General features: G+C 69.0%; 24 protein-coding genes and 4 tRNA genes. 23 read left to right on the top strand and 5 right to left on the bottom strand.

Features of this window, described 5'->3' with window-relative positions:
• Window positions 1-76: 76 nt before the first annotated feature.
• Window positions 77-343: a GlsB/YeaQ/YmgE family stress response membrane protein gene (locus ACZ67M_RS15320; RefSeq protein WP_125495721.1), complete on the top strand. Its 267-nt coding sequence runs from the start codon at window positions 77-79 to the stop codon at window positions 341-343.
• Between the two features lie 77 nt (window positions 344-420).
• Here ACZ67M_RS15320 and ACZ67M_RS15315 read toward each other — a convergent pair whose 3' ends face one another.
• Window positions 421-909, bottom strand: a complete 489-nt coding sequence (locus ACZ67M_RS15315) for a YajQ family cyclic di-GMP-binding protein (protein WP_125495720.1) — start codon at window positions 907-909, stop codon at window positions 421-423.
• 235 nt (window positions 910-1,144) lie between these two features.
• On the opposite strand from ACZ67M_RS15315, the gene ACZ67M_RS15310 reads away from it, so the two are divergent.
• Window positions 1,145-1,226: transfer RNA gene (locus ACZ67M_RS15310), tRNA-Tyr, on the top strand.
• A 120-nt stretch (window positions 1,227-1,346) separates the two neighbouring features.
• On the top strand, window positions 1,347-1,565 hold the full coding sequence (locus ACZ67M_RS15305) for a hypothetical protein (RefSeq protein ID WP_411092961.1): 219 nt from the start codon (window positions 1,347-1,349) through the stop codon (window positions 1,563-1,565).
• Between the two features lie 74 nt (window positions 1,566-1,639).
• Here ACZ67M_RS15305 and ACZ67M_RS15300 read toward each other — a convergent pair whose 3' ends face one another.
• Together ACZ67M_RS15300 and ACZ67M_RS15295 are read right to left on the bottom strand one after the other, a co-directional pair.
• The gene (locus tag ACZ67M_RS15300) at window positions 1,640-2,296 is read right to left on the bottom strand and encodes an SDR family oxidoreductase (protein WP_125495717.1); all 657 of its coding nucleotides are present in this window, start codon (window positions 2,294-2,296) and stop codon (window positions 1,640-1,642) included.
• Window positions 2,297-2,465: 169 nt separating this feature from the next.
• Complete coding sequence (locus ACZ67M_RS15295; protein WP_392234424.1) at window positions 2,466-3,740, bottom strand: amidohydrolase family protein; 1,275 nt, start codon at window positions 3,738-3,740, stop codon at window positions 2,466-2,468.
• A gap of 212 nt (window positions 3,741-3,952) precedes the next feature.
• On the opposite strand from ACZ67M_RS15295, the gene ACZ67M_RS15290 reads away from it, so the two are divergent.
• The 9 genes from ACZ67M_RS15290 to ACZ67M_RS15250 all read left to right on the top strand — a co-directional run bounded on the left by ACZ67M_RS15290 (window position 3,953) and on the right by ACZ67M_RS15250 (window position 9,272).
• Window positions 3,953-4,025, top strand: a tRNA-Thr gene (locus ACZ67M_RS15290).
• Window positions 4,026-4,071: 46 nt separating this feature from the next.
• Window positions 4,072-4,144 (top strand) — tRNA-Met (locus ACZ67M_RS15285).
• An 89-nt stretch (window positions 4,145-4,233) separates the two neighbouring features.
• A complete protein-coding gene (gene rpmG / locus ACZ67M_RS15280) occupies window positions 4,234-4,398 on the top strand; it encodes a 50S ribosomal protein L33 (RefSeq protein ID WP_003948671.1) in 165 nt (54 codons plus the stop codon).
• A 124-nt stretch (window positions 4,399-4,522) separates the two neighbouring features.
• Window positions 4,523-4,975 carry a MaoC family dehydratase N-terminal domain-containing protein gene (locus ACZ67M_RS15275; protein WP_122615726.1) on the top strand — a complete coding sequence of 151 codons (453 nt, stop codon included), beginning with the start codon at window positions 4,523-4,525 and terminating at the stop codon, window positions 4,973-4,975.
• Between the two features lie 20 nt (window positions 4,976-4,995).
• Window positions 4,996-5,442: a MaoC family dehydratase gene (locus ACZ67M_RS15270; protein ID WP_361353637.1), complete on the top strand. Its 447-nt coding sequence runs from the start codon at window positions 4,996-4,998 to the stop codon at window positions 5,440-5,442.
• A 93-nt stretch (window positions 5,443-5,535) separates the two neighbouring features.
• Window positions 5,536-6,108 (top strand): TetR/AcrR family transcriptional regulator, encoded by a 573-nt coding sequence (locus ACZ67M_RS15265; protein WP_469851142.1) that lies wholly within the window; start codon window positions 5,536-5,538, stop codon window positions 6,106-6,108.
• 114 nt (window positions 6,109-6,222) lie between these two features.
• Entirely contained in the window at window positions 6,223-7,707 is a 1,485-nt protein-coding gene (locus ACZ67M_RS15260; protein WP_469851140.1) for an MFS transporter, read from the top strand.
• A 33-nt stretch (window positions 7,708-7,740) separates the two neighbouring features.
• Window positions 7,741-8,121 (top strand): DUF3291 domain-containing protein, encoded by a 381-nt coding sequence (locus tag ACZ67M_RS15255; protein ID WP_382811728.1) that lies wholly within the window; start codon window positions 7,741-7,743, stop codon window positions 8,119-8,121.
• Between the two features lie 95 nt (window positions 8,122-8,216).
• Window positions 8,217-9,272 (top strand): UDP-N-acetylmuramate dehydrogenase, encoded by a 1,056-nt coding sequence (locus tag ACZ67M_RS15250; protein WP_385794475.1) that lies wholly within the window; start codon window positions 8,217-8,219, stop codon window positions 9,270-9,272.
• A 45-nt stretch (window positions 9,273-9,317) separates the two neighbouring features.
• Here the strand turns inward: ACZ67M_RS15250 and ACZ67M_RS15245 are convergent, their stop codons facing one another.
• Together ACZ67M_RS15245 and ACZ67M_RS15240 are read right to left on the bottom strand one after the other, a co-directional pair.
• On the bottom strand, window positions 9,318-10,349 hold the full coding sequence (locus ACZ67M_RS15245) for an adenosine deaminase (RefSeq protein WP_385794478.1): 1,032 nt from the start codon (window positions 10,347-10,349) through the stop codon (window positions 9,318-9,320).
• Window positions 10,350-10,470: 121 nt separating this feature from the next.
• The gene (locus ACZ67M_RS15240) at window positions 10,471-11,697 is read right to left on the bottom strand and encodes a pyridoxal phosphate-dependent aminotransferase (protein WP_122615731.1); all 1,227 of its coding nucleotides are present in this window, start codon (window positions 11,695-11,697) and stop codon (window positions 10,471-10,473) included.
• A gap of 271 nt (window positions 11,698-11,968) precedes the next feature.
• Between ACZ67M_RS15240 and ACZ67M_RS15235 the strand changes: the two genes are divergently transcribed.
• The 11 genes from ACZ67M_RS15235 to ACZ67M_RS15185 all read left to right on the top strand — a co-directional run bounded on the left by ACZ67M_RS15235 (window position 11,969) and on the right by ACZ67M_RS15185 (window position 26,161).
• Window positions 11,969-12,041 (top strand) — tRNA-Trp (locus ACZ67M_RS15235).
• A 108-nt stretch (window positions 12,042-12,149) separates the two neighbouring features.
• Window positions 12,150-12,431, top strand: coding sequence for a preprotein translocase subunit SecE (gene secE, locus ACZ67M_RS15230; RefSeq protein ID WP_064729324.1), 282 nt, complete (start codon window positions 12,150-12,152; stop codon window positions 12,429-12,431).
• 80 nt (window positions 12,432-12,511) lie between these two features.
• On the top strand, window positions 12,512-13,366 hold the full coding sequence (gene nusG / locus ACZ67M_RS15225; RefSeq protein WP_361352966.1) for a transcription termination/antitermination protein NusG: 855 nt from the start codon (window positions 12,512-12,514) through the stop codon (window positions 13,364-13,366).
• Between the two features lie 179 nt (window positions 13,367-13,545).
• Entirely contained in the window at window positions 13,546-13,980 is a 435-nt protein-coding gene (gene rplK / locus ACZ67M_RS15220) for a 50S ribosomal protein L11 (RefSeq protein WP_003974315.1), read from the top strand.
• An 84-nt stretch (window positions 13,981-14,064) separates the two neighbouring features.
• Window positions 14,065-14,790: a 50S ribosomal protein L1 gene (gene rplA, locus ACZ67M_RS15215; protein WP_064729326.1), complete on the top strand. Its 726-nt coding sequence runs from the start codon at window positions 14,065-14,067 to the stop codon at window positions 14,788-14,790.
• 145 nt (window positions 14,791-14,935) lie between these two features.
• The gene (locus ACZ67M_RS15210) at window positions 14,936-15,772 is read left to right on the top strand and encodes an SCO4651 family lipoprotein (RefSeq protein WP_469851138.1); all 837 of its coding nucleotides are present in this window, start codon (window positions 14,936-14,938) and stop codon (window positions 15,770-15,772) included.
• 128 nt (window positions 15,773-15,900) lie between these two features.
• Entirely contained in the window at window positions 15,901-16,743 is an 843-nt protein-coding gene (locus ACZ67M_RS15205; RefSeq protein ID WP_469851137.1) for an SCO4651 family lipoprotein, read from the top strand.
• Between the two features lie 309 nt (window positions 16,744-17,052).
• The gene (rplJ, locus tag ACZ67M_RS15200) at window positions 17,053-17,583 is read left to right on the top strand and encodes a 50S ribosomal protein L10 (protein WP_064729329.1); all 531 of its coding nucleotides are present in this window, start codon (window positions 17,053-17,055) and stop codon (window positions 17,581-17,583) included.
• Between the two features lie 117 nt (window positions 17,584-17,700).
• On the top strand, window positions 17,701-18,090 hold the full coding sequence (rplL, locus tag ACZ67M_RS15195) for a 50S ribosomal protein L7/L12 (protein WP_064729330.1): 390 nt from the start codon (window positions 17,701-17,703) through the stop codon (window positions 18,088-18,090).
• 588 nt (window positions 18,091-18,678) lie between these two features.
• Window positions 18,679-22,164, top strand: a complete 3,486-nt coding sequence (gene rpoB / locus ACZ67M_RS15190; protein ID WP_122615735.1) for a DNA-directed RNA polymerase subunit beta — start codon at window positions 18,679-18,681, stop codon at window positions 22,162-22,164.
• 97 nt (window positions 22,165-22,261) lie between these two features.
• Window positions 22,262-26,161, top strand: a complete 3,900-nt coding sequence (locus ACZ67M_RS15185) for a DNA-directed RNA polymerase subunit beta' (RefSeq protein WP_064729332.1) — start codon at window positions 22,262-22,264, stop codon at window positions 26,159-26,161.
• Window positions 26,162-26,236: the final 75 nt, after the last annotated feature.

Here is a 26,236-nt window from a genome sequence, read left to right as displayed (position 1 = left end):
AACACCGCGACCGCGAAGGAAAGAGCCCACAGCACTGGGACAGTGCGGGCACAGCGAGAAAGGGCAGGGTCACGGCATGACCGTCATCAGCTGGATCATCCTGGGACTGTTGGCCGGAGCCATCGCCAAGTTCCTGCTGCCGGGACGGGACCCCGGAGGGCTGATCGGCACGACCGTGATCGGCATCGCGGGGGCGTTCATCGGCGGCTGGATATCGGCCCGCTGGCTGGACCACCCGATCAGCAAGGACTTCTACGACGGCGCCACGTGGGCGGCGGCCATCGGCGGCGCACTGGTGCTCCTGATCGCCTACCGGCTTCTCTTCGGCAACTCACGCGACTGAACGCGACCGCACGCGCGTGAACCGCGGACGGGAGGGGTGGACGCCGCCGGGCGTCCACCCCTCCCGTCCGCAGCAACTCACCGGTAGTTGACGAATTGCAGCGCGAAGTCGAAGTCCTGGCCCTTCAGCAGGGTGATGACGGTCTGCAGGTCGTCACGGCTCTTCGACGAGACCCGCAGCTCCTCACCCTGCACCTGGGCCTTCACGCCCTTCGGGCCCTCGTCGCGGATGAGCTTGGCCACCTTCTTCGCGTTCTCCTGGGAGATGCCCTCCTCGATCGACGCGAAGATCTTGTACTCCTTGCCGGAGAGCTGCGGCTCGCCCGCGTCCAGAGCCTTCAGCGAGATGCCGCGCTTGATCAGCTTGGACTGGAAGACGTCGAGGACGGCGCTCACCCGGTCCTCGGAGTTGGCCTCCATGAGGATCTTCTCGCCGGACCACGAGATCGAGGCGCCCACGCCCTTGAAGTCGTAGCGCTGCGAGATCTCCTTGGCGGCCTGGTTGAGGGCGTTGTCGACCTCCTGCCGCTCGACCTTCGAGACGATGTCGAAACTGGAGTCGGCCATGTCCTGTGGCTCCTTGTATCTGGGTGCGTGTCGGCCCCGTATCGGGCCCGTACCGGCATGTGTCGGCGGCCACCGAGCCCGCCAGGGTCCCTCGGCCGCATCCGGAACAGCCTAGTCACCCGCCGCCCCCCGAGCGGCGATCAATCGGGTGGCGAAGCACCCCGCCACATCAGGTATTGTTTACGTCGTTGCCACGGAGCGCCGCCGAAAAGCGGTTCGACAGGCAGCAAACCCCGGCGGTGTGCCCGAGCGGCCAAAGGGAGCAGACTGTAAATCTGCCGGCTCAGCCTTCCCAGGTTCGAATCCTGGCGCCGCCACACGGGAACGAAGGGCCCCGTGACCTGCGAATCAGCAGGTCACGGGGCCCTTCGTCATGGTTTCGCCCGGGACGTGCGTGCCCGTGGCCGCCCGGCGGGCGTTGCGGGCAGACTGGGGCCATGGCCTCGTCCTCCCGTCGCAGAATGTGCCCCGAGTGCCGTCGCGAGATCGCCGTCGTCGCGGGGCGGTACGCGCGTCATGACCCGCCCGGAGCACGGGGCGGCGGTGAGCTGGTGTCCTGTCCCGGATCGCGGCGGACGGCACAACTCGGGGCGGCGCAGCCGTCCTTGGACGGGTATGCCGTCCCCGACTTCCCCGGACAGCTGCCCCTGTTCTGACCGCGTCCCGCGTCCGCCCGGCGCCTGCTGCCGCCCCCAGGCCCCGTTCGCCCCGCCCGGCCGCAGAGCCCGCCTCAGTTCCCGGCCACCGACTTCACCGCGACCGACACCGGCGTCGAACCGCTGATCAGCTCCAGGGTCAGGCCGTGCGTCGCCGGGGTGTCGACCAGTTCGGCCAGGGCCGCGGCCACGTCGTCGCGCGGGACGGGTCCGCGGCCGGTGTGGGCCTCCAGCCGTACGAGGCCGGTGCCCGCGTCGTCCGTCAGCATGCCGGGGCGCAGGATCGTCCAGTCCAGCTCGTCCAGTGAGCGCACGTGCGCGTCGGCCTCGCCCTTGGCGCGCAGGTAGACGTCGAAGATCTCGTCGCCCTGATGCGTGGGATCGGCGCCCATGGAGGACACGACCACGAAGCGCCGTACGCCCGCCCGGACCGCCGCGTCCGCGAAGAGGACCGCCGCCGACTTGTCCACCGTGTCCTTGCGGGCCACCCCGCTTCCGGGGCCCGCACCCGCCGCGAAGACCGCCGCGTCGGCGCCCCGCAGGCACTCCGCGACCTCCTCCAGCGAGGCCGACTCCAGATCGAGCACGACCGGTTCGGCACCGGCCGCGCGGAGATCATCGGCCTGTTCGGCCTTGCGGATGATGCCCGCCACCTCGTCGCCGCGCGCGGCGAGCAACCGCTCCAGCCGCAGCGCGATCTGACCATGACCACCAGCGATGACAATGCGCATGTCTTCGACCGTACGCCCCGACAGCCGCCCCCGCCGCACGACTTCGGCCCCGCCGCACGACTTCGCCCTCGCTCCCCGGGGCGGCCACCGGACGGCGGTGCGTCCACGGGACAGGAGATGCGGGATCCGGGATACGGGAACGTGTCTTGCCACTCCTCGGCCCGGTCGCTCAGCTCGGCGGGCCCCCGCGCTCCCCCCGCCCCTGCCGAGGCAGCCCCAGGTCCGCTGCGCCGGCGTCCTGGTCGCCGTACTCCCGTACCGCGCTGGTCCGTGACACCACGCGCCCCCGGTGCACCACGACGCGGCTGTACGCCAGGGACAGCGCCCCCGCCAGCCGGTCGCCGCGTACCGCGAGGAGCTCCGCCGGGAAACCGGCCTCCACCCGTACCTCGGGCAGGCCGAGCGCCGCCCGCGCCCCCGTGCTCACCGCCTCGTACGCCTCCTCCGGGCGCAGTCCGTGGCGTGAGGCGAGCAGGTACGCGGCCTCCAGCGGGTCACCGCGCCCGACCGGGTTGGAGACGTCCCGGAGCGCGCCGCTCCCGGCGGCGACCCGTACGCCGGCCGCCCGCAGCAGCCGCACCGGAGCCGTGCCGTCGGGGTGGTCGGCCGCGCCGCACGCGCCCTGCGGCAGGCAGACCACCGTCACCCCGGCCGCCGCGAGCTGTTCCGCGGCCCGGGAGGCGACCTCGGCCGGCAGCAGGCCGAGGCCCTCGCAGGGACCGAGGGCCACCCCGGGGCGCAGCCCGCCCGCCATGGCCGCCAGCCGGGCCAGCCGCGCCGGATCGGCCGCGTCCGTGTGCAGGTCGACCGGGCAGCCGTGCTCGGCCGCGACCTCCAGGACCGCCTCCACGTACCCCGCCGGGTCGGGGTCCAGGTCGGGGCACCCGCCCACCACGTCCGCGCCCATCTTGACCGCGTCCCGCAGCATCGCCAGACCGTCGGCCCCGGCGACACCGGTCAGCACCCTCGGCATCGCCACCGTCGTCAGCTCGGCCAGACCACGCAGCGAACGCCGCGCGCGCAGTACAGCCGTCAGCGCGCCCAGCCCCGTGACGTCGCCCACGCGCACGTGCGCCCGCAGCGCGGTCGCCCCGTGTCCGAGCTGGAGCAGGGCGGCCTCGGTGGCCCGGCGCTGGACGTCCTCGGGTTCGTAGGAGACGGGGCCCGGGACGTCGGCGGTCAGGGCCGTGTCGGGGTGGACGTGGGGGTCGGCGGGGGCGGGGAGCAGCAGATAGCCGCCGAGGTCGACGCGGGTGCCGGGGCCCGGGGTGCGGGCCGGGGTCAGGCTGCCGGCGGTGCCGACGGCCTCGATGCGCCCGCAGTGGAGCCGCACGTCCACGGTCCGGCCGTCGGTGAGCCGGGCCCCGGAGAGCAGGAGCGAACCGCGGTCGGGGGAGCCCGAGGGGGAGGGCGAACGGGGCGGCTGCGGCTGGCTGTCGGGCATCGCGCTCCTCTGGGCTCGGGACTGCGCAGTGGGGGACGCAAGATCACGCAGAGTGAGTCGAGCCTAGGACGGTGATCAGCCCGTGGCGCGGAGGAGCGCAATAGTCGTACCGGCGCGGTCCGGCCCTCCGGAGTGGTGGGTACGGGACGGGTCAGGGGCGACGAAACGGATTTGGGCGAACGGCGGGCGACCGTGTAATGTCTTCATCGCTCGCCCCAATAGCTCAGTCGGCAGAGCGTCTCCATGGTAAGGAGAAGGTCAACGGTTCGATTCCGTTTTGGGGCTCTGGTGTGAGAGGTTCCCGTCGCGAGGCGGGACCCGATCGCATCACAGCGGTGTAGCTCAGTCGGTAGAGCAAGCGGCTCATAATCGCTGTGTCACCGGTTCAAGTCCGGTCACCGCTACTGACAGTAGCCGATTGCGGGGTCGGTCCTTCAGTCGGCTACTCTTTCCTGCGTTAATATCATCAATCCGTCCGTCAAGGAGCACTCACGTGGCTGCCACCGACGTCCGCCCGAAGATCACGCTGGCCTGCGTGGAGTGCAAGGAGCGGAACTACATCACCAAGAAGAACCGGCGTAACAACCCGGACCGACTGGAGATGAAGAAGCACTGCCCGCGTTGCAACGCGCACACCGCGCACCGCGAAACGCGATAAAAAGGCTCGTACACGAGGCCGTCCCCGATACCTGGGGGCGGCCTCGCGTCGTTTGGGTCAGTGGTGCCCGTCGCGGCACCCACCGCACAGCAGAGCAGAGCAAAACAGCAGGAGGTGCGAGCCCATGGCGCTCGACCAGTCGTTCGTGGGGCGGACCTATCCGCCGACCGCGCCCTACGAGGTGGGCCGGGAGAAGATCCGCGAGTTCGCGGAGGCCGTGGGGGACGCCAACCCGGCGTACACGGACACGGAGGCCGCGAAGTCGCTCGGCCACCCGGACGTGATCGCCCCGCCGACCTTCGTGTTCTCGATCACGTTCAAGGCGGCCAGGCAGGTCGTCGAGGACCCGCAGCTGGGCCTCGACTACAGCCGGGTGGTGCACGGCGACCAGAAGTTCGCCTACGTCCGCCCGGTGCGGGCCGGTGACCGGCTCACCGTCACCTCGACCATCGAGGCGATCAAGTCGCTGGCCGGCAACGACGTCCTGGACATCCGGGGCGAGGTCCACGACGAGCTCGGCGAGCACGTCGTCACCGCCTGGACGAAGCTCGTGGCCCGCGCGGCCGAGGAGGCGTGAGCACCGTGACGGACCCCACCATGACGCCTCCGGCCTCTCCCGGCGCCAGGATCGCGTACGGCGACGTCGAGGTCGGCACCGAACTGCCCGCGCAGTCCTTCCCGGTGGACCGCGCGGGGCTCGTCCAGTACGCGGGCGCCTCCGGCGACTTCAACCCGATCCACTGGAACGAGAAGTTCGCCAAGGAAGTCGGCCTTCCGGACGTCATCGCGCACGGCATGTTCACCATGGCCGAGGCGATCCGCGTGGTCACCGACTGGGTCGGCGACCCGGGCGCGATCGTGGAGTACGGCGTCCGCTTCACCCGGCCCGTCGTCGTCCCGAACGACGACCAGGGTGCCGTGATCGAGGTCAGCGGCAAGGTCGCGGCCAAGCTCGACGACAACACCGTCCGGGTCGACCTCTTGGCCACCAGCGGCGGCCAGAAGGTCCTGGGCATGTCCCGGGCGGTCGTCCGCCTGGGCTGAGGAGTGGGGTAAGGGGCGTTCTCCATGGAGGGCGTCCCTAACTTCTGTAACCCCCCTTGACGTAGTTAGTGATTGAGTACTAACTTTCTATCCATGGTCAGGATGAGCGCAGAGGAGCGACGCGAGAGCGTCATCCGCGCGGCGACGACCGAGTTCGCCCGAGGTGGCTACTACGGCACCTCCACGGAGGCCATCGCCAAGCGGGTGGGGGTCTCCCAGCCGTACCTCTTCCGGCTCTTCCCGGGAAAGAAGGCGATCTTCCTCGCGGTGGCGGAACGCTGCCTCCAGGACACGCGCGAGGTGTTCGAGACGGCGTCCGAGGGTCTGCACGGCGAAGAGGCCCTGCACTCCATGGCCGAGGCCTACACGCAGCTGATCGCCGATCACCCCGAGAAGCTTCAGATGCAGTTGCAGGTCTACGTCACGGTCGCCGCGGCCGAGGCGTCCGGGGACCACGAGTTCGGCGAGATGGTGCGCAGGGGCTGGCTGGAACTCTGGGACACCGTCCACGTGCCCCTGGGGGGCAACGTGGACGAAACGACGACCTTCATGGCGTACGGCATGCTCGTCAACACCCTGGCGGGAATGGGTTTTCCGCCGGGACACCGGATCTGGGACGGCCTCTACATCTCGGCGCGGGCCAAACAGGGCCAGGACGGCGCGTAGGGGTGCGCGGGTCGGCGGTGTGTGCTCTCGCACGCCACTCGTATGGCCAGGAAAGTTAGTCATCAATTACTAACCACACCAAACCGCAAGCGGTGCACACCCTCTGGGGGAGAGATGTCACAGCACAGCACAGGTCGGAGCACACGCGGCGGGGGAGCCGTCTGGGCCCTCGTCATCACCAGCGTCGCCGGATTCATGGCCGCCCTCGACAACCTCGTCGTCACCACCGCCCTGCCCTCCATCCGCGAGGACCTGGGCGGGGCGCTGCACGACCTGGAGTGGACCGTCAGCGCGTACACGCTCACGTTCGCCGTCCTCCTGATGTTCGGCGCGGCACTGGGCGACCGCTTCGGCCGCCGCAAGCTCTTCATCGTCGGCCTGACCGTCTTCACCGTCGCCTCCGCCGCCGCGGCCATGGCACCCGGCATCGACTCGCTCATCGCCGCCCGCGCGGTCCAGGGCGTCGGCGCGGCGATCATGATGCCGCTCACCCTGACCCTGCTGACGGCCGCCGTCCCCGCCGAACGCCGCGGGATGGCGTACGGCATCTGGGGCGCCGTCAACGGGCTGGCCGTGGCCTCGGGTCCGCTGGTCGGCGGCAGCCTCACCGAACACATCTCCTGGCAGTGGATCTTCTGGCTGAACGTTCCGCTGGGGCTGGCCCTGCTGCCGCTCGCCCGCGTCCGCCTCGCCGAGTCGTACGGCGCCGGCGCCCCGCTCGACCTCCCCGGCACCCTGCTCGCCAGCGGCGGACTCTTCGGCGTCGTCTACGGCCTGGTCCGCGGTCCCGTCGACGGCTGGACCGGCTCCGTGGTGCTCATGGCCCTGTTCGCGGGGGCGGCGCTGCTCGCCGGCTTCGTCCTCTACAGCACCCGCGCCAGGAACCCCATGCTCCCCATGCGCCTCTTCCGCTCCCGCGCCTTCGCCGGGATCAACGCGGCGAGCCTGCTGATGTTCCTCGGGATGTTCGGCTCGATCTTCCTGCTCAGCCAGTACATGCAGGGCGTGCTCGGCTACTCGCCCACCGAGGCGGGGCTGCGCATGCTGCCCTGGACCGGCATGCCGATGCTGGTCGCGCCCATCGCCGGCATCCTCTCGGACCGCGTCGGAGGGCGCCCGGTCGTCGCCGCGGGACTCTTCCTCCAGGCGGCCGGCCTCGGCTACCTCGCCTGGGTCATCACGGCCGACGCCTCCTACGGGATCCAGCTGCCCGGTCTGATCATCAGCGGAATCGGTATGGCCCTGTACTTCGCTCCCGCGTCCGCCCTGGTGATGTCCAGCGTCAGGAACAAGGAGCAGGGCATCGCCTCCGGCGCCAACAACGCCCTGCGCGAGGTGGGCGGGGCGCTCGGCATCGCGGTCATGTCCTCGATCTTCGCGGCGCAGGGCGGCTACGAGTCCCCGCAGATCTTCGTCGACGGACTGCGGCCCGCGGTCGCGGTCGGCGCGGTGGTGGTGGCCCTCGGAGGCATGGCGGCCCTGCTGATCCCGGGCGGCCGCCCGGCCGGCCGGACCTCCAAGGAGACGCCCGGAACGAACCCGAACCCCACCCCGGAGCCGGCGGAGACCGCATCAGCCGCCCCCGCGGCCACCAGCTGACCGCACCCGCGCAGGACGAGAGGAGAGCCCGACATGCCCACCCTTCCCTGGACCGTGCCGAACCAGCCGCCGCAGGCCACGGAGGTACACGTCTTCGCCTCCCGTTTCGAGACCCGCACGCTGTGGGGAGCGCTGAAGTTCCTGGCGCGCACGCCGGGCGTGTGGCGGCAGGTGAGGGGCGCGCGAGGGGCGTACGGCGCGTCCCTGAAGGCGGAGCCCTTCAAGCGGACGTTCTGGACGCTGTCCGCCTGGGAGTCGCCCGAGGCGCTCAAGGACTTCGCCCGCTCCGGCACCCACGCCCCGGCCTCCCGCGGGCTCTCCGCGCAGATGCGGGACGCGAAGTTCGCCTCCTGGCCGGCGTCGAGCGACGAGCTGCCGGTCAGCTGGGCCGAGGTACGGCAGCGCCTGCGGTGAAGGACGCCCCCGGTGAAGGAGGGAACGCCCCGGCCGGACGGTCGGGGCGTTCCCGCTGCCCGGGGCTGTCGGTGCCGTCTCGTAGTCTTGAGCGCGTGCAGGAAATCCAGGATGCCCCCCTCGCCCCGCTGACCACCTTCCGACTCGGAGGACCGGCGACCCGGCTGATCACGGCCACGACCGACGCCGAGGTGATCGCCGCCGTCCGCGACGCCGACGACACCGGCACGCCCCTGCTGCTCATCGGCGGCGGATCCAACCTGGTCATCGGCGACAAGGGCTTCGACGGCACCGCCCTGCACATCGCCACCCGCGGCCTCACCCTCGACGGCACGACACTGGAGCTGGCGGCCGGCGAGATCTGGTCCGACGCCGTCGCCCGCACCGTCGAGGCCGGACTGGCCGGCGTCGAGTGCCTGGCCGGCATCCCCGGCTCGGCGGGCGCGACGCCCATCCAGAACGTCGGCGCGTACGGCCAGGAGGTCAGCTCCACGATCACCGAGGTGACGGCGTACGACCGCAGGAACCGGGAGACGGTCACCCTCTCCAACGCGGCCTGCGACTTCTCCTACCGCAACAGCCGCTTCAAGGCCGAACCCGAGCGGTACGTCGTGCTGCGCGTCCGTTTCCGGCTGGAGGACGCGCGCGGATTCTCCGCGCCCATCCGCTACGCGGAGACGGCCCGCGAGCTGGGCGTCGAGGCGGGTGACCGGGTCCGGCTGACCGCCGCCCGCGACACCGTGCTGAAGCTGCGCGCGGGGAAGGGCATGGTGCTGAACCCCGACGACCACGACACCTGGTCGGCCGGGTCGTTCTTCACCAACCCGATCCTCACGGACGAGGAGTTCTCCCGGTTCCGCTCGCGGGTGGCGGAGCGGCTCGGGGACTCGGCGGAGCCGCCCGCCTTCCCGGCGGGGGACGGCCTCATCAAGACCTCCGCGGCCTGGCTGATCGACAAGGCCGGCTTCACCAAGGGCTACGGCACCGGCCCGGCCCGCATCTCCACCAAGCACACGCTGGCGCTGACCAACCGCGGCGAGGCCACCACGGAGGACCTGCTGGCGCTGGCCCGCGAGGTCGTCGCCGGGGTCCACGACGCGTTCGGCGTCACGCTGGTCAACGAGCCGGTGACGGTGGGCGTGCGGCTCTAGGTCCAGCGGGCCCGGCCCGGTGCCCGGCGCGGGTACCCGGCCCGGCTACCCGGCCAGCCAGCCGTCCACCCCGGCCAGCAGTTTCTCCTTCACGCCCTCCGGCGCCGCCGACCCCCGCACCGACTGGCGCGCCAGTTCCGCCAGTTCCGGGTCCGTGAACCCGTGGTGCTCCCGGGCGAACTCGTACTGGGCCGCCAGCCGCGCCCCGAACAGCAGCGGGTCGTCCGCGCCCAGCGCCATCGGCACCCCGGCCTCGAACAGCTTCCGCAGCGGCACGTCCTCCGGCTTCTCGTACACGCCCAGGGCGACGTTCGACGCCGGGCACACCTCGCACGTCACCTGCCGGTCGGCGAGCCGCTTCAGCAGCCGCGGATCCTCCGCCGCGCGCACCCCGTGCCCGATCCGGTCCGCCTCCAGGTCGTCCAGGCAGTCCCGCACCGACGCCGGGCCGGTCAGCTCGCCCCCGTGCGGCGCCGACAGCAGCCCGCCCTCGCGCGCGATCGCGAAAGCCCGGTCGAAGTCCCGGGCCATGCCCCGCCGTTCGTCGTTGGACAGGCCGAACCCGACCACGCCCTTGTCCGCGTACCGCACCGCCAGCCGGGCCAGCGTCCGCGCGTCCAGCGGGTGCTTCATCCGGTTCGCGGCCACCAGCACCCGCATCCCGATCCCCGTGTCCCGCACGGTCGTCTCCACCGCGTCCAGGATGATCTCCAGCGCCGGGATCAGCCCGCCCAGCCGCGGGGCGTACGACGTCGGGTCCACCTGGATCTCCAGCCACCCCGACCCGTCCCGCACGTCCTCCTCGGCGGCCTCCCGCACCAGCCGCTGGATGTCCTCCGGCTCCTGCAGACACGACCGCGCCGCGTCGTACAGCCGCTGGAAGCGGAACCAGCCCCGCTCGTCCGTCGCCCGCAGCCTGGGCGACTCCCCGCGGCCCAGCGCCTCGGTCAGCGTCTCGGGCAGTCGTACACCGTGCTTGTCGGCCAGTTCCAGCAGGGTTGCGGGCCGCATCGACCCGGTGAAGTGCAGGTGGAGATGGGCCTTCGGCAGTTCAGAGACATCACGTACACGCTCCATTCCGCGATCCTGCCGCACGACACGCCCGACCCGACAGCACTTTCCCCGTACGTGGTCTTGCTCGCACAAACAAACAGGGCACCCCGGAACGTTCCGGGGTGCCCTGCGGTGCGGAGCGCGGTCAGTCCCGCGCCTCCGCCAGCAGCTTCTGGATCCGGCTGACGCCCTCGACGAGGTCCTCGTCACCGAGCGCGTACGACAGCCGCAGGTACCCGGGCGTACCGAACGCCTCACCCGGCACCACCGCGACCTCGGCCTCCTCCAGGATCAGCGCGGCCAGCTCGACCGTGTCCTGCGGACGCTTGCCGCGGATCTCCTTGCCGACCAGCGCCTTCACCGACGGGTAGGCGTAGAACGCGCCCTTGGGCTCCGGGCACACCACGCCGTCGATCTCGTTGAGCATCCGCACGATGGTCTGGCGGCGCCGGTCGAAGGCCTCCCGCATCTTCGCCACGGCGTCCAGGTCGCCGGAGACGGCCGCGATCGCCGCCGCCTGGGCCACGTTGGACACGTTGGACGTGGCGTGCGACTGGAGGTTCGTCGCGGCCTTGACGACGTCCTTCGGGCCGATGACCCACCCGACCCGCCAGCCGGTCATCGCGTACGTCTTCGCGACACCGTTGACCACGATGCACTTGTCGCGCAGCTCGGGCAGCAGCGCCGGCATGGACACCGAGAAGGCGTCGCCGTAGACGAGGTGCTCGTAGATCTCGTCGGTCAGCACCCACAGGCCGTGCTCGACGGCCCACTGGCCGATCGCCTCGGTCTCGGCCTCGCTGTACACGGCCCCCGTCGGGTTCGACGGCGAGACGAAGAGGACGACCTTCGTCTTCTCGGTGCGCGCGGCCTCCAGCTGCTCCACGCTCACCCGGTAGCCGGTGGTCTCGTCGGCGACGACCTCGACGGGCACGCCGCCGGCCAGCCGGATCGACTCGGGGTACGTCGTCCAGTACGGCGCCGGGACGATGACCTCGTCGCCCGGGTCGAGGATCGCGGCGAAAGCCTCGTAGATGGCCTGCTTGCCGCCGTTGGTGACGAGGATCTGCGACGGGTCGACCTCGTAGCCGGAGTCGCGCAGCGTCTTCGCGGCGATGGCGGCCTTCAGCTCGGGCAGCCCGCCGGCCGGCGTGTAGCGGTGGTACTTCGGGTTCTTGCACGCCTCGACGGCGGCCTCGACGATGTAGTCCGGCGTCGGGAAGTCGGGCTCACCGGCGCCGAAGCCGATCACCGGACGCCCGGCGGCCTTCAGGGCCTTGGCCTTGGCGTCCACGGCGAGGGTCGCGGACTCGGAGATCGCGCCGACTCGGGCGGAGACCCGGCGCTCGGTGGGAGGGGTTGCAGCGCTCATGGCCCCATCGTTCCAGACCGGAAACAGCACCGGCACACGGGTTTCACGGACTGAACAGGACGGGGCACGGTCCAGAACAACAGTCCGGAACCCCGCGCCCGCCTGGGCGATCTTCGGCCAAGGCCCCCTGGCGGGGCGCCTCGCCGCCCCATTCTGTTCGACGCCCGGCCCGTGAGCACGTACACTCTCACCTCGTTGGCCTTCACCAGCCCGCGATCATTCGGTGCACACCAAGCATCCGAGTGGATGCGGTACGTTGGGGGACACACAAAGGGTCGTAGCTCAATTGGTAGAGCACTGGTCTCCAAAACCAGCGGTTGGGGGTTCAAGTCCCTCCGGCCCTGCTACACACACCATCGCCAGGATGTGTGCGCATGTACGTACAGCAATGCACCGCCGTGCGGCTCCAACCGGGCGCGGCACGGCCACGACCCGGAATCAGGTGAGGACGAGTGACGGACGCCGTGGGCTCCATCGACATGCCTGATGCCCAGGACGAGGCGCCGGACAAGAAGTCCCGCAAGGGCGGCAAGCGCGGCAAGAAGGGCCCCCTCAAGCGGCTCGCCCTCTTCTACCGCCAGATCGTCGCGGAACTCCGCAAGGTTGTCTGGCCGACCCGGAATCAGCTGACGACGTACACCACCGTGGTGATCATCTTCGTGGTCATCATGATCGGCCTGGTGACTCTGATTGACTATGGCTTCTCTCACGCCGCCAAGTACGTCTTCGGCTGAGTCGAGAGCGAAGGGCGCCGAGGTACCCGGCGCCCCTTTCGCGTGTTCCACCCCTATGTATCCAGGAAGAAGCAGCCACCGTGTCTGACCCGAACGTGAACGACGCCTTCGAGCCGGTCGAGTCCGTCGAGGACGAGCCCGGCACCGTCGAGGGCGCCGGCAACGAGGACACCCAGGCCTCCGCCGAGGCCGAGGCTGCCGACGACGCCGTCGTCGAAGCGGACGAGACCGCAGAGGCCGAGGACGACGAGACCGCGGAAGCCGCGGACGACGACACCGCCGAGCAGGCGGACGAGGCCGCGGAGGCCGAGCCCGAGCTGGACCCGATCGAGGCGCTCCGCCGCGAACTGCGCGTCCTCCCCGGCGAGTGGTACGTGATCCACACCTACGCCGGTTACGAGAACCGCGTGAAGACCAACCTCGAACAGCGCGCCGTCTCGCTGAACGTCGAGGACTACATCTTCCAGGCCGAGGTGCCGCAGGAAGAGGTCGTCCAGATCAAGAACGGCGACCGCAAGACGATCCGCCAGAACAAGCTCCCCGGCTACGTGCTGGTCCGCATGGACCTGACCAACGAGTCCTGGGGCGTCGTCCGCAACACCCCCGGTGTCACCGGCTTCGTGGGCAACGCCTACGACCCGTACCCGCTGACGCTGGACGAGATCGTCAAGATGCTCGCCCCGGAGGCCGAGGAGAAGGCCGCCCGCGAGGCCGCCGAGGCCGAGGGCAAGCCGGCGCCGCAGCGCAAGGTCGAGGTCCAGGTCCTGGACTTCGAGGTCGGCGACTCGGTCACCGTCACCGACGGCCCCTTCGCCACGCTCCAGGCCACGATCAACGAGATCAACCCGGACTCGAAGAAGGTCAAGGGCCTCGTCGAGATCTTCGGCCGCGAGACCCCGGTCGAGCTGAGCTTCGACCAGATCCAGAAGAACTAGTTCGTCACAGGTTCGGCTGGAGCCACAGCGTCCGAGCAGGTCAGGCCCTCGTGCGAGCGGGCGCCTGACCTGCTCGGTTTTTGGCCGCGCATCTATACCCGCTATCGTTGTGCGGTATGCCTGTGTCCGGGTAGCTCCCGAACGCGGGCAGGACCCGAATCGAAAGGACCCGGAGAGCTATGCCTCCCAAGAAGAAGAAGGTCACGGGGCTCATCAAGCTCCAGATCCAGGCCGGTGCCGCCAACCCGGCTCCGCCGGTCGGCCCCGCGCTGGGTCAGCACGGCGTGAACATCATGGAGTTCTGCAAGGCCTACAACGCCGCGACCGAGTCGCAGCGTGGCTGGGTCATCCCGGTGGAGATCACGGTCTACGAGGACCGTTCCTTCACCTTCATCACCAAGACCCCGCCGGCCGCGAAGATGATCCTCAAGGCCGCGGGTGTGGAGAAGGGCTCCGGCGAGCCGCACAAGACCAAGGTCGCGAAGATCACGCGTGACCAGGTCCGTGAGATCGCCACCACCAAGATGCCCGACCTCAACGCCAACGACCTGGACCAGGCGGAGAAGATCATCGCCGGTACCGCTCGTTCCATGGGCGTCACGGTCGAGGGCTGACCTCCACCCCCGTAAGCAAGCAGCAGTAGTGGCAGGGCCGGCTCGGCCCGCACCACGACTCCTCAGAAGCCAACAGGAGCAGTAGTGAGCAAGCGCAGCAAGTCTCTCCGCGCTGCGGACGCCAAGATCGACCGGGACAAGCTCTACGCCCCGCTCGAGGCCGTCCGTCTCGCCAAGGAGACCTCCACGAGCAAGTTCGACGGCACCGTCGAGGTCGCCTTCCGCCTGGGTGTCGACCCGCGCAAGGCCGACCAGATGGTCCGTGGCACCGTGAACCTCCCGCACGGCACCGGCAAGACCGCCCGGGTCCTGGTCTTCGCGACCGGCGACCGTGCCGAGGCCGCGCGTGCCGCGGGCGCCGACATCGTCGGCGCCGACGAACTGATCGACGAGGTGTCGAAGGGCCGTCTGGACTTCGACGCCGTCGTCGCCACCCCGGACCTCATGGGCAAGGTCGGCCGCCTCGGCCGTGTGCTCGGTCCCCGTGGTCTCATGCCGAACCCCAAGACCGGCACCGTGACCCCGGACGTCGCCAAGGCTGTCAACGACATCAAGGGCGGCAAGATCGAGTTCCGCGTCGACAAGCACTCGAACCTGCACTTCATCATCGGCAAGACGTCGTTCGACGACACCAAGCTGGTGGAGAACTACGGCGCGGCGCTGGAGGAGATCCTCCGTCTCAAGCCGTCCGCCGCGAAGGGCCGGTACATCAAGAAGGCCGCGATCAGCACCACGATCGGCCCCGGCATCCCGGTCGACTCCAACCGCACCCGCAACCTCCTCACCGAGGAGGACCCGGCGGCGGTCTGAGCCAACGGCTCGCCCAACCGGTTCACGGGCCCCGCACCTTCCGAGGTGCGGGGCCCGTCCCTTTTCCCGCGCCCCTGGGCTAGCGTGCGGGCAGGGGACCCCCGCACGAGGCGCAGGGGGCGCACGGGGCACAGGGGGTGGGCGGATGAGGGGCACGACGGTACGCCGTACGGTCGTCTCGGTCGCGGTGTCGGTCATGCTGGCGGGCGTCACCGCCTGCACGTCCTCCGGGGACCCCGCCGCCCCGGCCTCCTCCGCTCCGCCGTCGTCGACGTCGGCGCCCTCCGGTCCTCCGGCCCTCACCGGCCCCGCGGCCGACGCCCTGCGCGCCGTCGAGCGGGCGACCGGCCGGGCGGGGTCTGCACGGGTGGAGTCCACGACCGTGATGGGCGGCGAGCTGTCCCTGGAGGCCACCGGCGCCCTCGGCTGGCACGACGGCCTCACCGGCACCCTCATGATCACGTACACCGGTGGCACCACCGCCGAGACGATGCGCCGGCTGGGCACCACCGCGATGGAGGCCCGGTACCTGGCCGACGCCTACTACGCCCGCATGGGCGACGAGTTCGCCGCCCGGGTCGGCGGCCGGCACTGGATCAAGTACGTCTACGCCGACCTGGAGGACCTCGGCGGCGGCGCGGGCGCCGGGTTCGCGGACCAGATGCGCAACACCACGCCCCACCAGGCGGTGAAGCAGCTGCTGACCGCCGAGGACGTACGCAAGGTGGGCGAGGAGAAGACGCGCGGCCGACGCGCCACCCACTGGTCCGGCACGGTCGGCGGGCCCACCGCCCAGACCGTCGACATCTGGGTCGACGACCGGAACCTGCTGGTCAAGAAGGTCGAGCGGGGGCGGACGAAGACCGGAGAGCTGACCCAGACCGCGTACTACAGCGACTACGGCGTCGAGGTCTCCGCCGAACGCCCTCCGGCCGCGGACACGGCCGACTTCAAGGAACTGCTGGCGGCACAGGACCGCTAGCGGGAAATCACAAGATCATTCGAACCATCTCGGTTACGCTCGCGTCCTTGATGTGGAGATCCGATGTGCACCGTCTGTGCGTCTGCTGCGCGTCACCTGTGATCCTTGAATCCTGTGGGGGGATACCGATGAAGTCTTCCGTACGTGTGCCCGTGGGCGCCTCCGTGGCCGCGCTGCTCCTCGCCGCCGGAGCCGTGGGCTGTTCCGGCGGGACCGACGAGTCCCCGAAGATGACGCCCGCGGCGGCCGTCGCCAAGGCGGCGAAGAACACCGAGGAGATCGACTCCATCCGCTACCGGATGACCGGCCGGACGCCCGAGGAGGGCCGCGTCAAGGCCGAGGCGCAGATGCGGATCAAGCCCACGCTCGCGATGAGCATGAAGATGACGGCGCTGGACCAGGGCGCCGGCGCGAGCGCGGAGATCCGGCTCGTCGACAAGGCGATGTACATCGGCGGCGGCGCCGAGGCCGCCAAGGAGATGGACGGCAAGAGCTGGATGAAGTTCGACCTGTCCGCGCTGGGGGCCGGCGAGGAGCTGGACCAGCTGGGCAGCGCCTCCCAGGCGGACAAGAACCCGGCGACCGAGTCCACCTTCCTCACCGGGGCGAAGGACGTCGAGAAGGTCGGCACCGAGACCGTCGACGGCGTCGAGACCACCCACTACAAGGGCACGGTCACCGTCGCCGAGCTGGAGAAGACCCTCGCCGGCGAGGACCAGGCCACCCGGGAGAAGCGCCAGAAGAGCCTCGAGCAGTACGAGAAGCTGGGCGTCGACACGCTCAACATGGATCTGTGGATCGACGGCGATGACCGGACGAAGCAGTTCCGCATGCGCGGTCAGGCCGACAAGGGTCCGCTGGACATGACCTTCACCTTCCTCGGATTCAACGAACCGGTGAAGGTGGCCGCCCCGCCGGCCAAGGACACCATGGACCTGGCCGAGATGATGAAGGAGTCCCAGCAGGGCTGAGCGGCCCCTCCTCAGGGATGGCGACAGGGGCGGATTTGCTTGACACTGCCCCGGTCCCGTACGCTTCCACAGAAGCCAAAGACCGCTGGTCGTTGCCGTGTGCTCGTTGGAGGACACGGTGGCCGAAGGATCCGCTGAACTGCGGACGACCCGCGCAGGTGACTGTGGATGAGCTCCCGGAGTCCGCGCCTCGTGCGCGTGAGCGACGGTCGAGCCACGCCCCGTGCGCCTGCGCCGGGGCGTTTCGTTTTCCCCAGTCCTCCTTCGGGTCCGCGCGGTCCGAATCACCCGGAAGGAGGCCGAGGCTCTATGGCGACGCCCGACAAGGCTGCCGCGGTTGCCGAGCTGACGGACAAGTTCCGCAGCTCCAACGCCGCCGTGCTGACCGAGTACCGCGGTCTCACCGTGGCGCAGCTCAAGACGCTGCGCCGGTCGCTCGGTGAGAACGCCCAGTACGCCGTGGTGAAGAACACGCTGACCAAGATTGCGGCCAACGAGGCCGGGATCTCGACGCTGGACGACCACTTCAATGGTCCGACGGCTGTCGCCTTCATCACCGGTGACCCGGTGGAGTCGGCGAAGGGTCTGCGCGACTTCGCCAAGGACAACCCCAACCTCGTCATCAAGGGCGGTGTCCTTGACGGCAAGGCGCTGTCCGCCGACGAGATCAAGAAGCTTGCGGACCTCGAGTCCCGCGAGGTTCTGCTCTCCAAGCTGGCCGGTGCCTTCAAGGCGAAGCAGTCCCAGGCTGCCTCCGTCTTCCAGGCGCTGCCCTCGAAGCTCGTCCGTACCGTGGACGCGCTCCGTGCCAAGCAGGACGAGCAGGGCGGTGCCGAGTAACTCGGCTCGCTTTCTGATCCGGGCCGCCTGAGCGCGGCACGGATCGCAGCGGGCCGACGTACGCCCGCCTCACCCCGTACATCCGGCACCTGCCGAATTAGTGGAAGGACCGCCATCATGGCGAAGCTCAGCCAGGACGACCTGCTCGCCCAGTTCGAGGAGATGACCCTCATCGAGCTCTCCGAGTTCGTGAAGGCCTTCGAGGAGAAGTTCGACGTCACCGCCGCCGCTGCCGCGCCGGTCGTCGTCGCCGGTGGTGCCGCTGGTGGCGCCGCTGCCGAGGCCGAGGCCGAGCAGGACGAGTTCGACGTCATCCTCACGGGTGCCGGCGACAAGAAGATCCAGGTCATCAAGGTCGTGCGCGAGCTGACCTCCCTGGGTCTGAAGGAGGCCAAGGACCTCGTGGACGGCGCCCCGAAGCCCGTCCTCGAGAAGGTCGCCAAGGACGCCGCCGAGAAGGCCGCCGAGTCCCTCAAGGGCGCCGGCGCCTCCGTCGAGGTCAAGTAAGACCACGAAGGCACCACGGATCCGTCAGGATCTGTAACGCCGTAGCACCGAAGAGCGATCATCCATCCGGGTGGTCGCTCTTCGGCGTATCGGAGGTCCGGCGGCGGCTGCCTTGCACGCGTGACGGCGGAGAGTATGGTGATCTTCGTTGTGCCGTCGCCGGGGCCCTGAGAGCCCCTGGCGGCAACCGGTTTGGGCAAGGGGGGCCTTGACGAACCGCACGCAGCGCGCAATTCTCAGGGCGTCGTCACAAGGATCCGAATCCGAGGCATGGATCGACGGCGAAGAGGGCAGTATCTGGGTGCGTTGAGGGCGAGGCCTTGCCGCACAGGTGGTGAGAACAACGAGGAGTGAACACGGTCCCCGAGAACCGCACTGGACATCAGTGTGCCAAGTGGCTACACTGACCCTTTGCGCTGCCTGTTAGCTGCCCCCTGCCCGTCACCAGGGGTCTGCCCTCGCCCGAGCACTGACGACCAGAGCATGCCTGACCTGGCTCTTTAGCCACATCTGGCACCCCCTGTCTTAGTGCACGGAAGAGGGACCGGTACGCGCGTAGTGAGTCCGAGCCCTCGGAAGGACCCCCTCTTGGCCGCCTCGCGCAATGCCTCGACCGCGAATACGAACAACGCTGCCAGCACCGCCCCGCTGCGCATCTCCTTTGCAAAGATCAAGGAGCCCCTCGAGGTTCCGAACCTTCTCGCGCTGCAAACCGAGAGCTTCGACTGGCTGCTCGGCAACGACGCGTGGAAGGCTCGCGTCGAGTCGGCTCTGGAGTCCGGTCAGGACGTCCCCACCAAGTCCGGTCTGGAGGAGATCTTCGAGGAGATCTCGCCGATCGAGGACTTCTCCGGGTCGATGTCGCTGACGTTCCGCGACCACCGTTTCGAGCCTCCGAAGAACAGCATCGACGAGTGCAAGGACCGCGACTTCACGTACGCGGCCCCGCTCTTCGTCACCGCCGAGTTCACCAACAACGAGACCGGCGAGATCAAGTCCCAGACGGTCTTCATGGGCGACTTCCCGCTCATGACCAACAAGGGCACCTTCGTCATCAACGGCACCGAGCGTGTCGTGGTCTCGCAGCTGGTCCGTTCGCCCGGCGTCTACTTCGACTCCTCCATCGACAAGACGTCCGACAAGGACATCTTCTCCGCCAAGATCATCCCGTCCCGGGGTGCCTGGCTGGAGATGGAGATCGACAAGCGCGACATGGTCGGTGTCCGCATCGACCGCAAGCGCAAGCAGTCCGTGACCGTCCTGCTCAAGGCGCTCGGTTGGACCACCGAGCAGATCCTCGAGGAGTTCGGCGAGTACGAGTCCATGCGCGCCACCCTGGAGAAGGACCACACCCAGGGCCAGGACGACGCGCTGCTCGACATCTACCGCAAGCTGCGTCCGGGCGAGCCCCCCACCCGTGAGGCCGCGCAGACGCTTCTGGAGAACCTGTACTTCAACCCGAAGCGCTACGACCTCGCCAAGGTCGGCCGCTACAAGGTCAACAAGAAGCTCGGCGCGGACGAGCCGCTGGACGCCGGCGTGCTCACCACCGACGACGTCATCGCCACCATCAAGTACCTGGTGAAGCTGCACGCCGGTGAGACCGAGACGGTCGGCGAGTCGGGCCGGGAGATCGTCGTCGAGACCGACGACATCGACCACTTCGGCAACCGCCGCATCCGCAACGTCGGCGAGCTGATCCAGAACCAGGTCCGTACGGGTCTCGCCCGTATGGAGCGCGTCGTGCGCGAGCGCATGACCACCCAGGACGTCGAGGCGATCACGCCGCAGACCCTGATCAACATCCGGCCGGTCGTCGCCTCCATCAAGGAGTTCTTCGGCACCAGCCAGCTGTCCCAGTTCATGGACCAGAACAACCCGCTGTCGGGGCTGACGCACAAGCGTCGTCTGAACGCCCTCGGCCCGGGTGGTCTCTCCCGTGAGCGGGCCGGCTTCGAGGTCCGTGACGTTCACCCGTCGCACTACGGCCGCATGTGCCCGATCGAGACGCCCGAAGGCCCGAACATCGGTCTGATCGGTTCGCTCGCCTCGTACGGCCGGATCAACCCGTTCGGTTTCATCGAGACGCCGTACCGCAAGGTCGTCGACGGCCAGGTCACCGACGAGGTGGACTACCTGACCGCCGACGAGGAGGACCGCTTCGTCATCGCGCAGGCCAACGCCACGCTCAACGACGACATGCGCTTCTCCGAGGCCCGCGTCCTGGTCCGCCGCCGTGGCGGCGAGGTCGACTACGTCCCCGGTGACGACGTCGACTACATGGACGTCTCGCCGCGCCAGATGGTGTCGGTCGCGACCGCGATGATCCCGTTCCTGGAGCACGACGACGCCAACCGCGCCCTCATGGGCGCGAACATGATGCGCCAGGCCGTGCCGCTCATCAAGAGCGAGTCCCCGCTCGTCGGCACCGGCATGGAGTACCGCTCCGCCGCCGACGCCGGTGACGTGGTCAAGGCCGAGAAGGCGGGTGTGGTCCAGGAGGTCTCCGCGGACTACATCACCACCACCAACGACGACGGCACGTACATCACGTACCGCCTGGCCAAGTTCTCCCGGTCCAACCAGGGAACCTCGGTCAACCAGAAGGTCATCGTCGCCGAGGGCGACCGGGTCATCGAGGGCCAGGTCCTGGCCGACGGCCCGGCCACCGAGAACGGCGAGATGGCGCTCGGCAAGAACCTGCTGGTCGCGTTCATGCCGTGGGAGGGTCACAACTACGAGGACGCGATCATCCTGTCGCAGCGCCTCGTGCAGGACGACGTCCTCTCCTCGATCCACATCGAGGAGCACGAGGTCGACGCCCGTGACACCAAGCTCGGCCCCGAGGAGATCACCCGGGACATCCCGAACGTCTCCGAGGAGGTCCTCGCCGACCTCGACGAGCGCGGCATCATCCGCATCGGTGCCGAGGTCGTCGCCGGCGACATCCTCGTCGGCAAGGTCACGCCCAAGGGTGAGACCGAGCTGACCCCGGAGGAGCGCCTGCTCCGCGCGATCTTCGGTGAGAAGGCGCGCGAGGTGCGCGACACCTCCCTGAAGGTGCCGCACGGCGAGATCGGCAAGGTCATCGGCGTCCGCGTCTTCGACCGCGAGGAGGGCGACGAGCTTCCCCCCGGTGTGAACCAGCTGGTGCGCGTGTACGTGGCGCAGAAGCGCAAGATCACCGACGGTGACAAGCTCGCCGGCCGCCACGGCAACAAGGGCGTCATCTCCAAGATCAACCCGATCGAGGACATGCCGTTCCTGGAGGACGGCACGCCCGTCGACATCATCCTGAACCCGCTGGGTGTCCCGTCCCGAATGAACCCGGGGCAGGTCCTGGAGATCCACCTCGGCTGGCTCGCCAGCCGCGGCTGGGACGTCTCCGGCCTCGCGGAGGAGTGGGCGCAGCGCCTCCAGGCCATCGGCGCCGACAAGGTCGAGCCCGGCACCAACGTCGCCACCCCGGTCTTCGACGGTGCGCGCGAGGACGAGCTGGCCGGCCTGCTCCAGCACACCATCCCGAACCGCGACGGCGAGCGCATGGTGCTCCCGACCGGCAAGGCGCGGCTGTTCGACGGCCGCAGCGGTGAGCCGTTCCCGGACCCGATCTCGGTCGGGTACATGTACATCCTCAAGCTGCACCACCTGGTCGACGACAAGCTGCACGCCCGGTCGACCGGCCCGTACTCGATGATCACCCAGCAGCCGCTGGGTGGTAAGGCCCAGTTCGGTGGCCAGCGCTTCGGTGAGATGGAGGTGTGGGCGCTGGAGGCATACGGCGCCGCGTACGCCCTCCAGGAGCTGCTGACGATCAAGTCCGACGACGTGACCGGCCGCGTGAAGGTCTACGAGGCCATCGTCAAGGGCGAGAACATCCCTGAGCCCGGCATCCCCGAGTCCTTCAAGGTGCTCATCAAGGAGATGCAGTCCCTGTGCCTCAACGTGGAGGTGCTGTCCTCGGACGGCATGTCCATCGAGATGCGTGACACCGACGAGGACGTCTTCCGCGCCGCGGAGGAGCTTGGCATCGACCTGTCCCGGCGCGAGCCGAGCAGCGTCGAAGAGGTCTGACGGGAGTCAGGCGGGGCCTCTTCCACAGAGGCCCCGCCGACCCCGCGACCCCCGTTTCAGACCACAGACTTACAACCCTGAGAGGGATTGACGCATAGTGCTCGACGTCAACTTCTTCGATGAGCTCCGGATCGGTCTGGCCACCGCTGACGACATCCGTCAGTGGAGCCACGGCGAGGTCAAGAAGCCCGAGACCATCAACTACCGCACCCTCAAGCCCGAGAAGGACGGACTCTTCTGCGAGAAGATCTTCGGTCCGACCCGGGACTGGGAGTGCTACTGCGGCAAGTACAAGCGCGTCCGCTTCAAGGGCATCATCTGCGAGCGCTGTGGCGTCGAGGTCACCCGCGCCAAGGTGCGCCGTGAGCGGATGGGCCACATCGAGCTGGCCGCTCCCGTCACCCACATCTGGTACTTCAAGGGCGTCCCGTCGCGCCTGGGCTACCTGCTGGACCTGGCGCCGAAGGACCTCGAGAAGGTCATCTACTTCGCCGCGTACATGATCACGTTTGTGGACGAGGAGCGCCGTACGCGCGACCTGCCGTCGCTGGAGGCCCACGTCTCCGTCGAGCGCCAGCAGATCGAGCAGCGCCGCGACGCCGACCTCGAGGCCCGCGCCAAGAAGCTCGAGACCGACCTGGCCGAGCTGGAGGCCGAGGGCGCCAAGGCCGACGTGCGCCGCAAGGTGCGCGAGGGTGCCGAGCGTGAGATGAAGCAGCTGCGCGACCGTGCGCAGCGCGAGATCGACCGCCTCGACGAGGTGTGGAACCGGTTCAAGAACCTCAAGGTCCAGGACCTCGAGGGCGACGAGCTGCTCTACCGCGAGCTGCGCGACCGCTTCGGCACCTACTTCGACGGCTCGATGGGCGCCGCCGCGCTGCAGAAGCGCCTGGAGTCCTTCGACCTCGACGAGGAGGCCGAGCGCCTCCGCGAGATCATCCGCACCGGCAAGGGCCAGAAGAAGACCCGTGCGCTCAAGCGCCTCAAGGTCGTCTCCGCGTTCCTGCAGACCAGCAACAGCCCCAAGGGCATGGTGCTCGACTGCGTGCCGGTCATCCCGCCGGACCTGCGTCCGATGGTGCAGCTGGACGGTGGCCGCTTCGCGACCTCCGACCTGAACGACCTGTACCGCCGCGTCATCAACCGCAACAACCGCCTGAAGCGGCTTCTCGACCTCGGCGCGCCCGAGATCATCGTGAACAACGAGAAGCGCATGCTCCAGGAGGCCGTCGACGCGCTCTTCGACAACGGCCGTCGCGGCCGCCCGGTGACGGGCCCCGGCAACCGTCCGCTGAAGTCGCTGTCCGACATGCTCAAGGGCAAGCAGGGCCGCTTCCGTCAGAACCTGCTCGGCAAGCGAGTCGACTACTCGGCGCGTTCCGTCATCGTCGTCGGCCCGCAGCTGAAGCTGCACCAGTGCGGTCTGCCCAAGGCCATGGCGCTGGAGCTCTTCAAGCCGTTCGTGATGAAGCGCCTGGTCGACCTGAACCACGCGCAGAACATCAAGAGCGCCAAGCGCATGGTCGAGCGCGGCCGCACGGTCGTGTACGACGTGCTGGAAGAGGTCATCGCGGAGCACCCGGTTCTGCTGAACCGTGCGCCCACCCTGCACCGCCTCGGCATCCAGGCCTTCGAGCCGCAGCTGGTCGAGGGCAAGGCCATCCAGATCCACCCGCTCGTCTGCACCGCGTTCAACGCGGACTTCGACGGTGACCAGATGGCCGTCCACCTGCCGCTCTCCGCGGAGGCGCAGGCCGAGGCCCGCATCCTGATGCTGTCCTCGAACAACATCCTCAAGCCGGCCGACGGCCGTCCGGTGACGATGCCGACCCAGGACATGGTCCTCGGTCTGTTCTTCCTCACCACCGACTCCGAGGGTCGTGGCCCCAAGGGCGAGGGCCGTGCATTCGGCTCCTCCGCCGAGGCGATCATGGCCTTCGACGCCGGGGACCTGACGCTTCAGGCGAAGATCGACATCCGCTTCCCGGTGGGAACCATCCCGCCCCGCGGCTTCGAACCGCCGGCCCGCGAGGAGGGTGAGCCGGAGTGGCAGCAGGGTGACACCTTCACCCTGAAGACCACGCTGGGCCGTGCGCTCTTCAACGAGCTGCTGCCCGAGGACTACCCGTTCGTCGACTACGAGGTCGGCAAGAAGCAGCTCTCCGAGATCGTCAACGACCTCGCCGAGCGCTACCCGAAGGTCATCGTGGCGGCGACGCTCGACAACCTGAAGGCGGCCGGCTTCTTCTGGGCCACCCGTTCCGGTGTCACCGTCGCCATCTCCGACATCGTCGTTCCCGACGCGAAGAAGGAGATCGTCAAGGGCTACGAGGCGCAGGACGAGAAGGTCCAGAAGCAGTACGAGCGCGGTCTGATCACCAAGGAAGAGCGCACGCAGGAGCTCATCGCGATCTGGACCAAGGCGACCAACGAGGTCGCCGAGGCGATGAACGACAACTTCCCGAAGACCAACCCGGTCTCCATGATGGTGAACTCGGGTGCTCGCGGAAACATGATGCAGATGCGTCAGATCGCCGGTATGCGCGGTCTGGTGTCCAACGCCAAGAACGAGACGATCCCGCGTCCCATCAAGGCCTCCTTCCGTGAGGGCCTGTCCGTGCTGGAGTACTTCATCTCCACGCACGGTGCCCGTAAGGGTCTGGCGGACACCGCTCTGCGTACCGCCGACTCGGGTTACCTCACGCGTCGTCTGGTCGACGTCTCCCAGGACGTCATCATTCGCGAGGAGGACTGCGGCACCGAGCGCGGTCTCAAGCTGCCGATCGCCACGCGTGACGCGGACGGGACGCTGCGCAAGGCCGAGGACGTCGAGACCAGCGTCTACGCCCGCATGCTCGCCGAGGACGTCGTCATCGACGGCAAGGTGATCGCGCCGGCCAACGTCGACCTCGGTGACGTCCTGATCGACGCCCTGGTCGCCCACGGCGTCGAGGAGGTCAAGACCCGCTCGATCCTGACCTGCGAGTCCCAGGTCGGCACCTGCGCCATGTGCTACGGCCGCTCGCTGGCCACCGGCAAGCTGGTCGACATCGGTGAGGCGGTCGGCATCATCGCCGCCCAGTCCATCGGTGAGCCCGGCACCCAGCTGACGATGCGTACCTTCCACACCGGTGGTGTGGCCGGTGACGACATCACGCAGGGTCTGCCGCGTGTCGTCGAGCTCTTCGAGGCCCGTACCCCGAAGGGTGTCGCCCCGATCTCCGAGGCCTCCGGCCGGGTCCGGATCGAGGAGACCGAGAAGACGAAGAAGATCGTCGTCACCCCGGACGACGGCAGCGACGAGACGGCGTTCCCGATCTCGAAGCGCGCCCGTCTGCTCGTGGGCGAGGGCGACCACGTCGAGGTGGGCCAGAAGCTCACCGTGGGTGCCACCAACCCGCACGACGTGCTGCGGATCCTCGGTCAGCGCGCGGTCCAGGTCCACCTGGTCGGCGAGGTCCAGAAGGTCTACAACTCGCAGGGTGTGTCGATCCACGACAAGCACATCGAGATCATCATCCGGCAGATGCTGCGCCGCGTGACGATCATCGAGTCGGGCGACGCGGAGCTGCTGCCCGGCGAGCTGGTCGAGCGCACGAAGTTCGAGACCGAGAACCGTCGTGTGGTCCAGGAGGGCGGTCACCCGGCCTCCGGTCGTCCGCAGCTGATGGGTATCACCAAGGCCTCGCTGGCGACGGAGTCCTGGCTGTCGGCCGCCTCCTTCCAGGAGACGACGAGGGTCCTGACGGACGCGGCGATCAACGCCAAGTCCGACAGCCTCATCGGCCTCAAGGAGAACGTCATCATCGGTAAGCTCATCCCGGCCGGTACGGGCCTGTCCCGCTACCGCAACATCCGGGTCGAGCCGACCGAGGAGGCCAAGGCCGCGATGTACTCGGCCGTCGGCTACGACGACATCGACTACTCGCCGTTCGGCACGGGCTCCGGCCAGGCCGTTCCGCTGGAGGACTACGACTACGGTCCGTACAACCAGTAAGCGAGCCGGTTGAACGAACGAAGGGCGGCCACCCCGTGGGGTGGCCGCCCTTCGGCGTTTCTCGCGCGGGGAGTG

The organism is Streptomyces sp. NPDC107500 (genome assembly GCF_055582785.1).
This window is presented reverse-complemented; position numbering and strand designations above follow the sequence as displayed.

What these genes read in the sequence shown, in the direction of transcription:
- ACZ67M_RS15320 (WP_125495721.1), top strand. Translation starts at nt 77, where the DNA reads ATGACCGTCATCAGCTGGATCATCCTGGGACTGTTGGCCGGAGCCATC.
- ACZ67M_RS15315 (WP_125495720.1), bottom strand. Translation starts at nt 909, where the DNA reads ATGGCCGACTCCAGTTTCGACATCGTCTCGAAGGTCGAGCGGCAGGAG.
- ACZ67M_RS15305 (WP_411092961.1), top strand. Translation starts at nt 1,347, where the DNA reads ATGGCCTCGTCCTCCCGTCGCAGAATGTGCCCCGAGTGCCGTCGCGAG.
- ACZ67M_RS15300 (WP_125495717.1), bottom strand. Translation starts at nt 2,296, where the DNA reads ATGCGCATTGTCATCGCTGGTGGTCATGGTCAGATCGCGCTGCGGCTG.
- ACZ67M_RS15295 (WP_392234424.1), bottom strand. Translation starts at nt 3,740, where the DNA reads ATGCCCGACAGCCAGCCGCAGCCGCCCCGTTCGCCCTCCCCCTCGGGC.
- ACZ67M_RS15275 (WP_122615726.1), top strand. Translation starts at nt 4,523, where the DNA reads ATGGCGCTCGACCAGTCGTTCGTGGGGCGGACCTATCCGCCGACCGCG.
- ACZ67M_RS15270 (WP_361353637.1), top strand. Translation starts at nt 4,996, where the DNA reads ATGACGCCTCCGGCCTCTCCCGGCGCCAGGATCGCGTACGGCGACGTC.
- ACZ67M_RS15265 (WP_469851142.1), top strand. Translation starts at nt 5,536, where the DNA reads ATGGTCAGGATGAGCGCAGAGGAGCGACGCGAGAGCGTCATCCGCGCG.
- ACZ67M_RS15260 (WP_469851140.1), top strand. Translation starts at nt 6,223, where the DNA reads ATGTCACAGCACAGCACAGGTCGGAGCACACGCGGCGGGGGAGCCGTC.
- ACZ67M_RS15255 (WP_382811728.1), top strand. Translation starts at nt 7,741, where the DNA reads ATGCCCACCCTTCCCTGGACCGTGCCGAACCAGCCGCCGCAGGCCACG.
- ACZ67M_RS15245 (WP_385794478.1), bottom strand. Translation starts at nt 10,349, where the DNA reads ATGGAGCGTGTACGTGATGTCTCTGAACTGCCGAAGGCCCATCTCCAC.
- ACZ67M_RS15240 (WP_122615731.1), bottom strand. Translation starts at nt 11,697, where the DNA reads ATGAGCGCTGCAACCCCTCCCACCGAGCGCCGGGTCTCCGCCCGAGTC.
- rplK (WP_003974315.1), top strand. Translation starts at nt 13,546, where the DNA reads ATGCCTCCCAAGAAGAAGAAGGTCACGGGGCTCATCAAGCTCCAGATC.
- ACZ67M_RS15210 (WP_469851138.1), top strand. Translation starts at nt 14,936, where the DNA reads ATGAGGGGCACGACGGTACGCCGTACGGTCGTCTCGGTCGCGGTGTCG.
- ACZ67M_RS15205 (WP_469851137.1), top strand. Translation starts at nt 15,901, where the DNA reads ATGAAGTCTTCCGTACGTGTGCCCGTGGGCGCCTCCGTGGCCGCGCTG.
- rplJ (WP_064729329.1), top strand. Translation starts at nt 17,053, where the DNA reads ATGGCGACGCCCGACAAGGCTGCCGCGGTTGCCGAGCTGACGGACAAG.
- rplL (WP_064729330.1), top strand. Translation starts at nt 17,701, where the DNA reads ATGGCGAAGCTCAGCCAGGACGACCTGCTCGCCCAGTTCGAGGAGATG.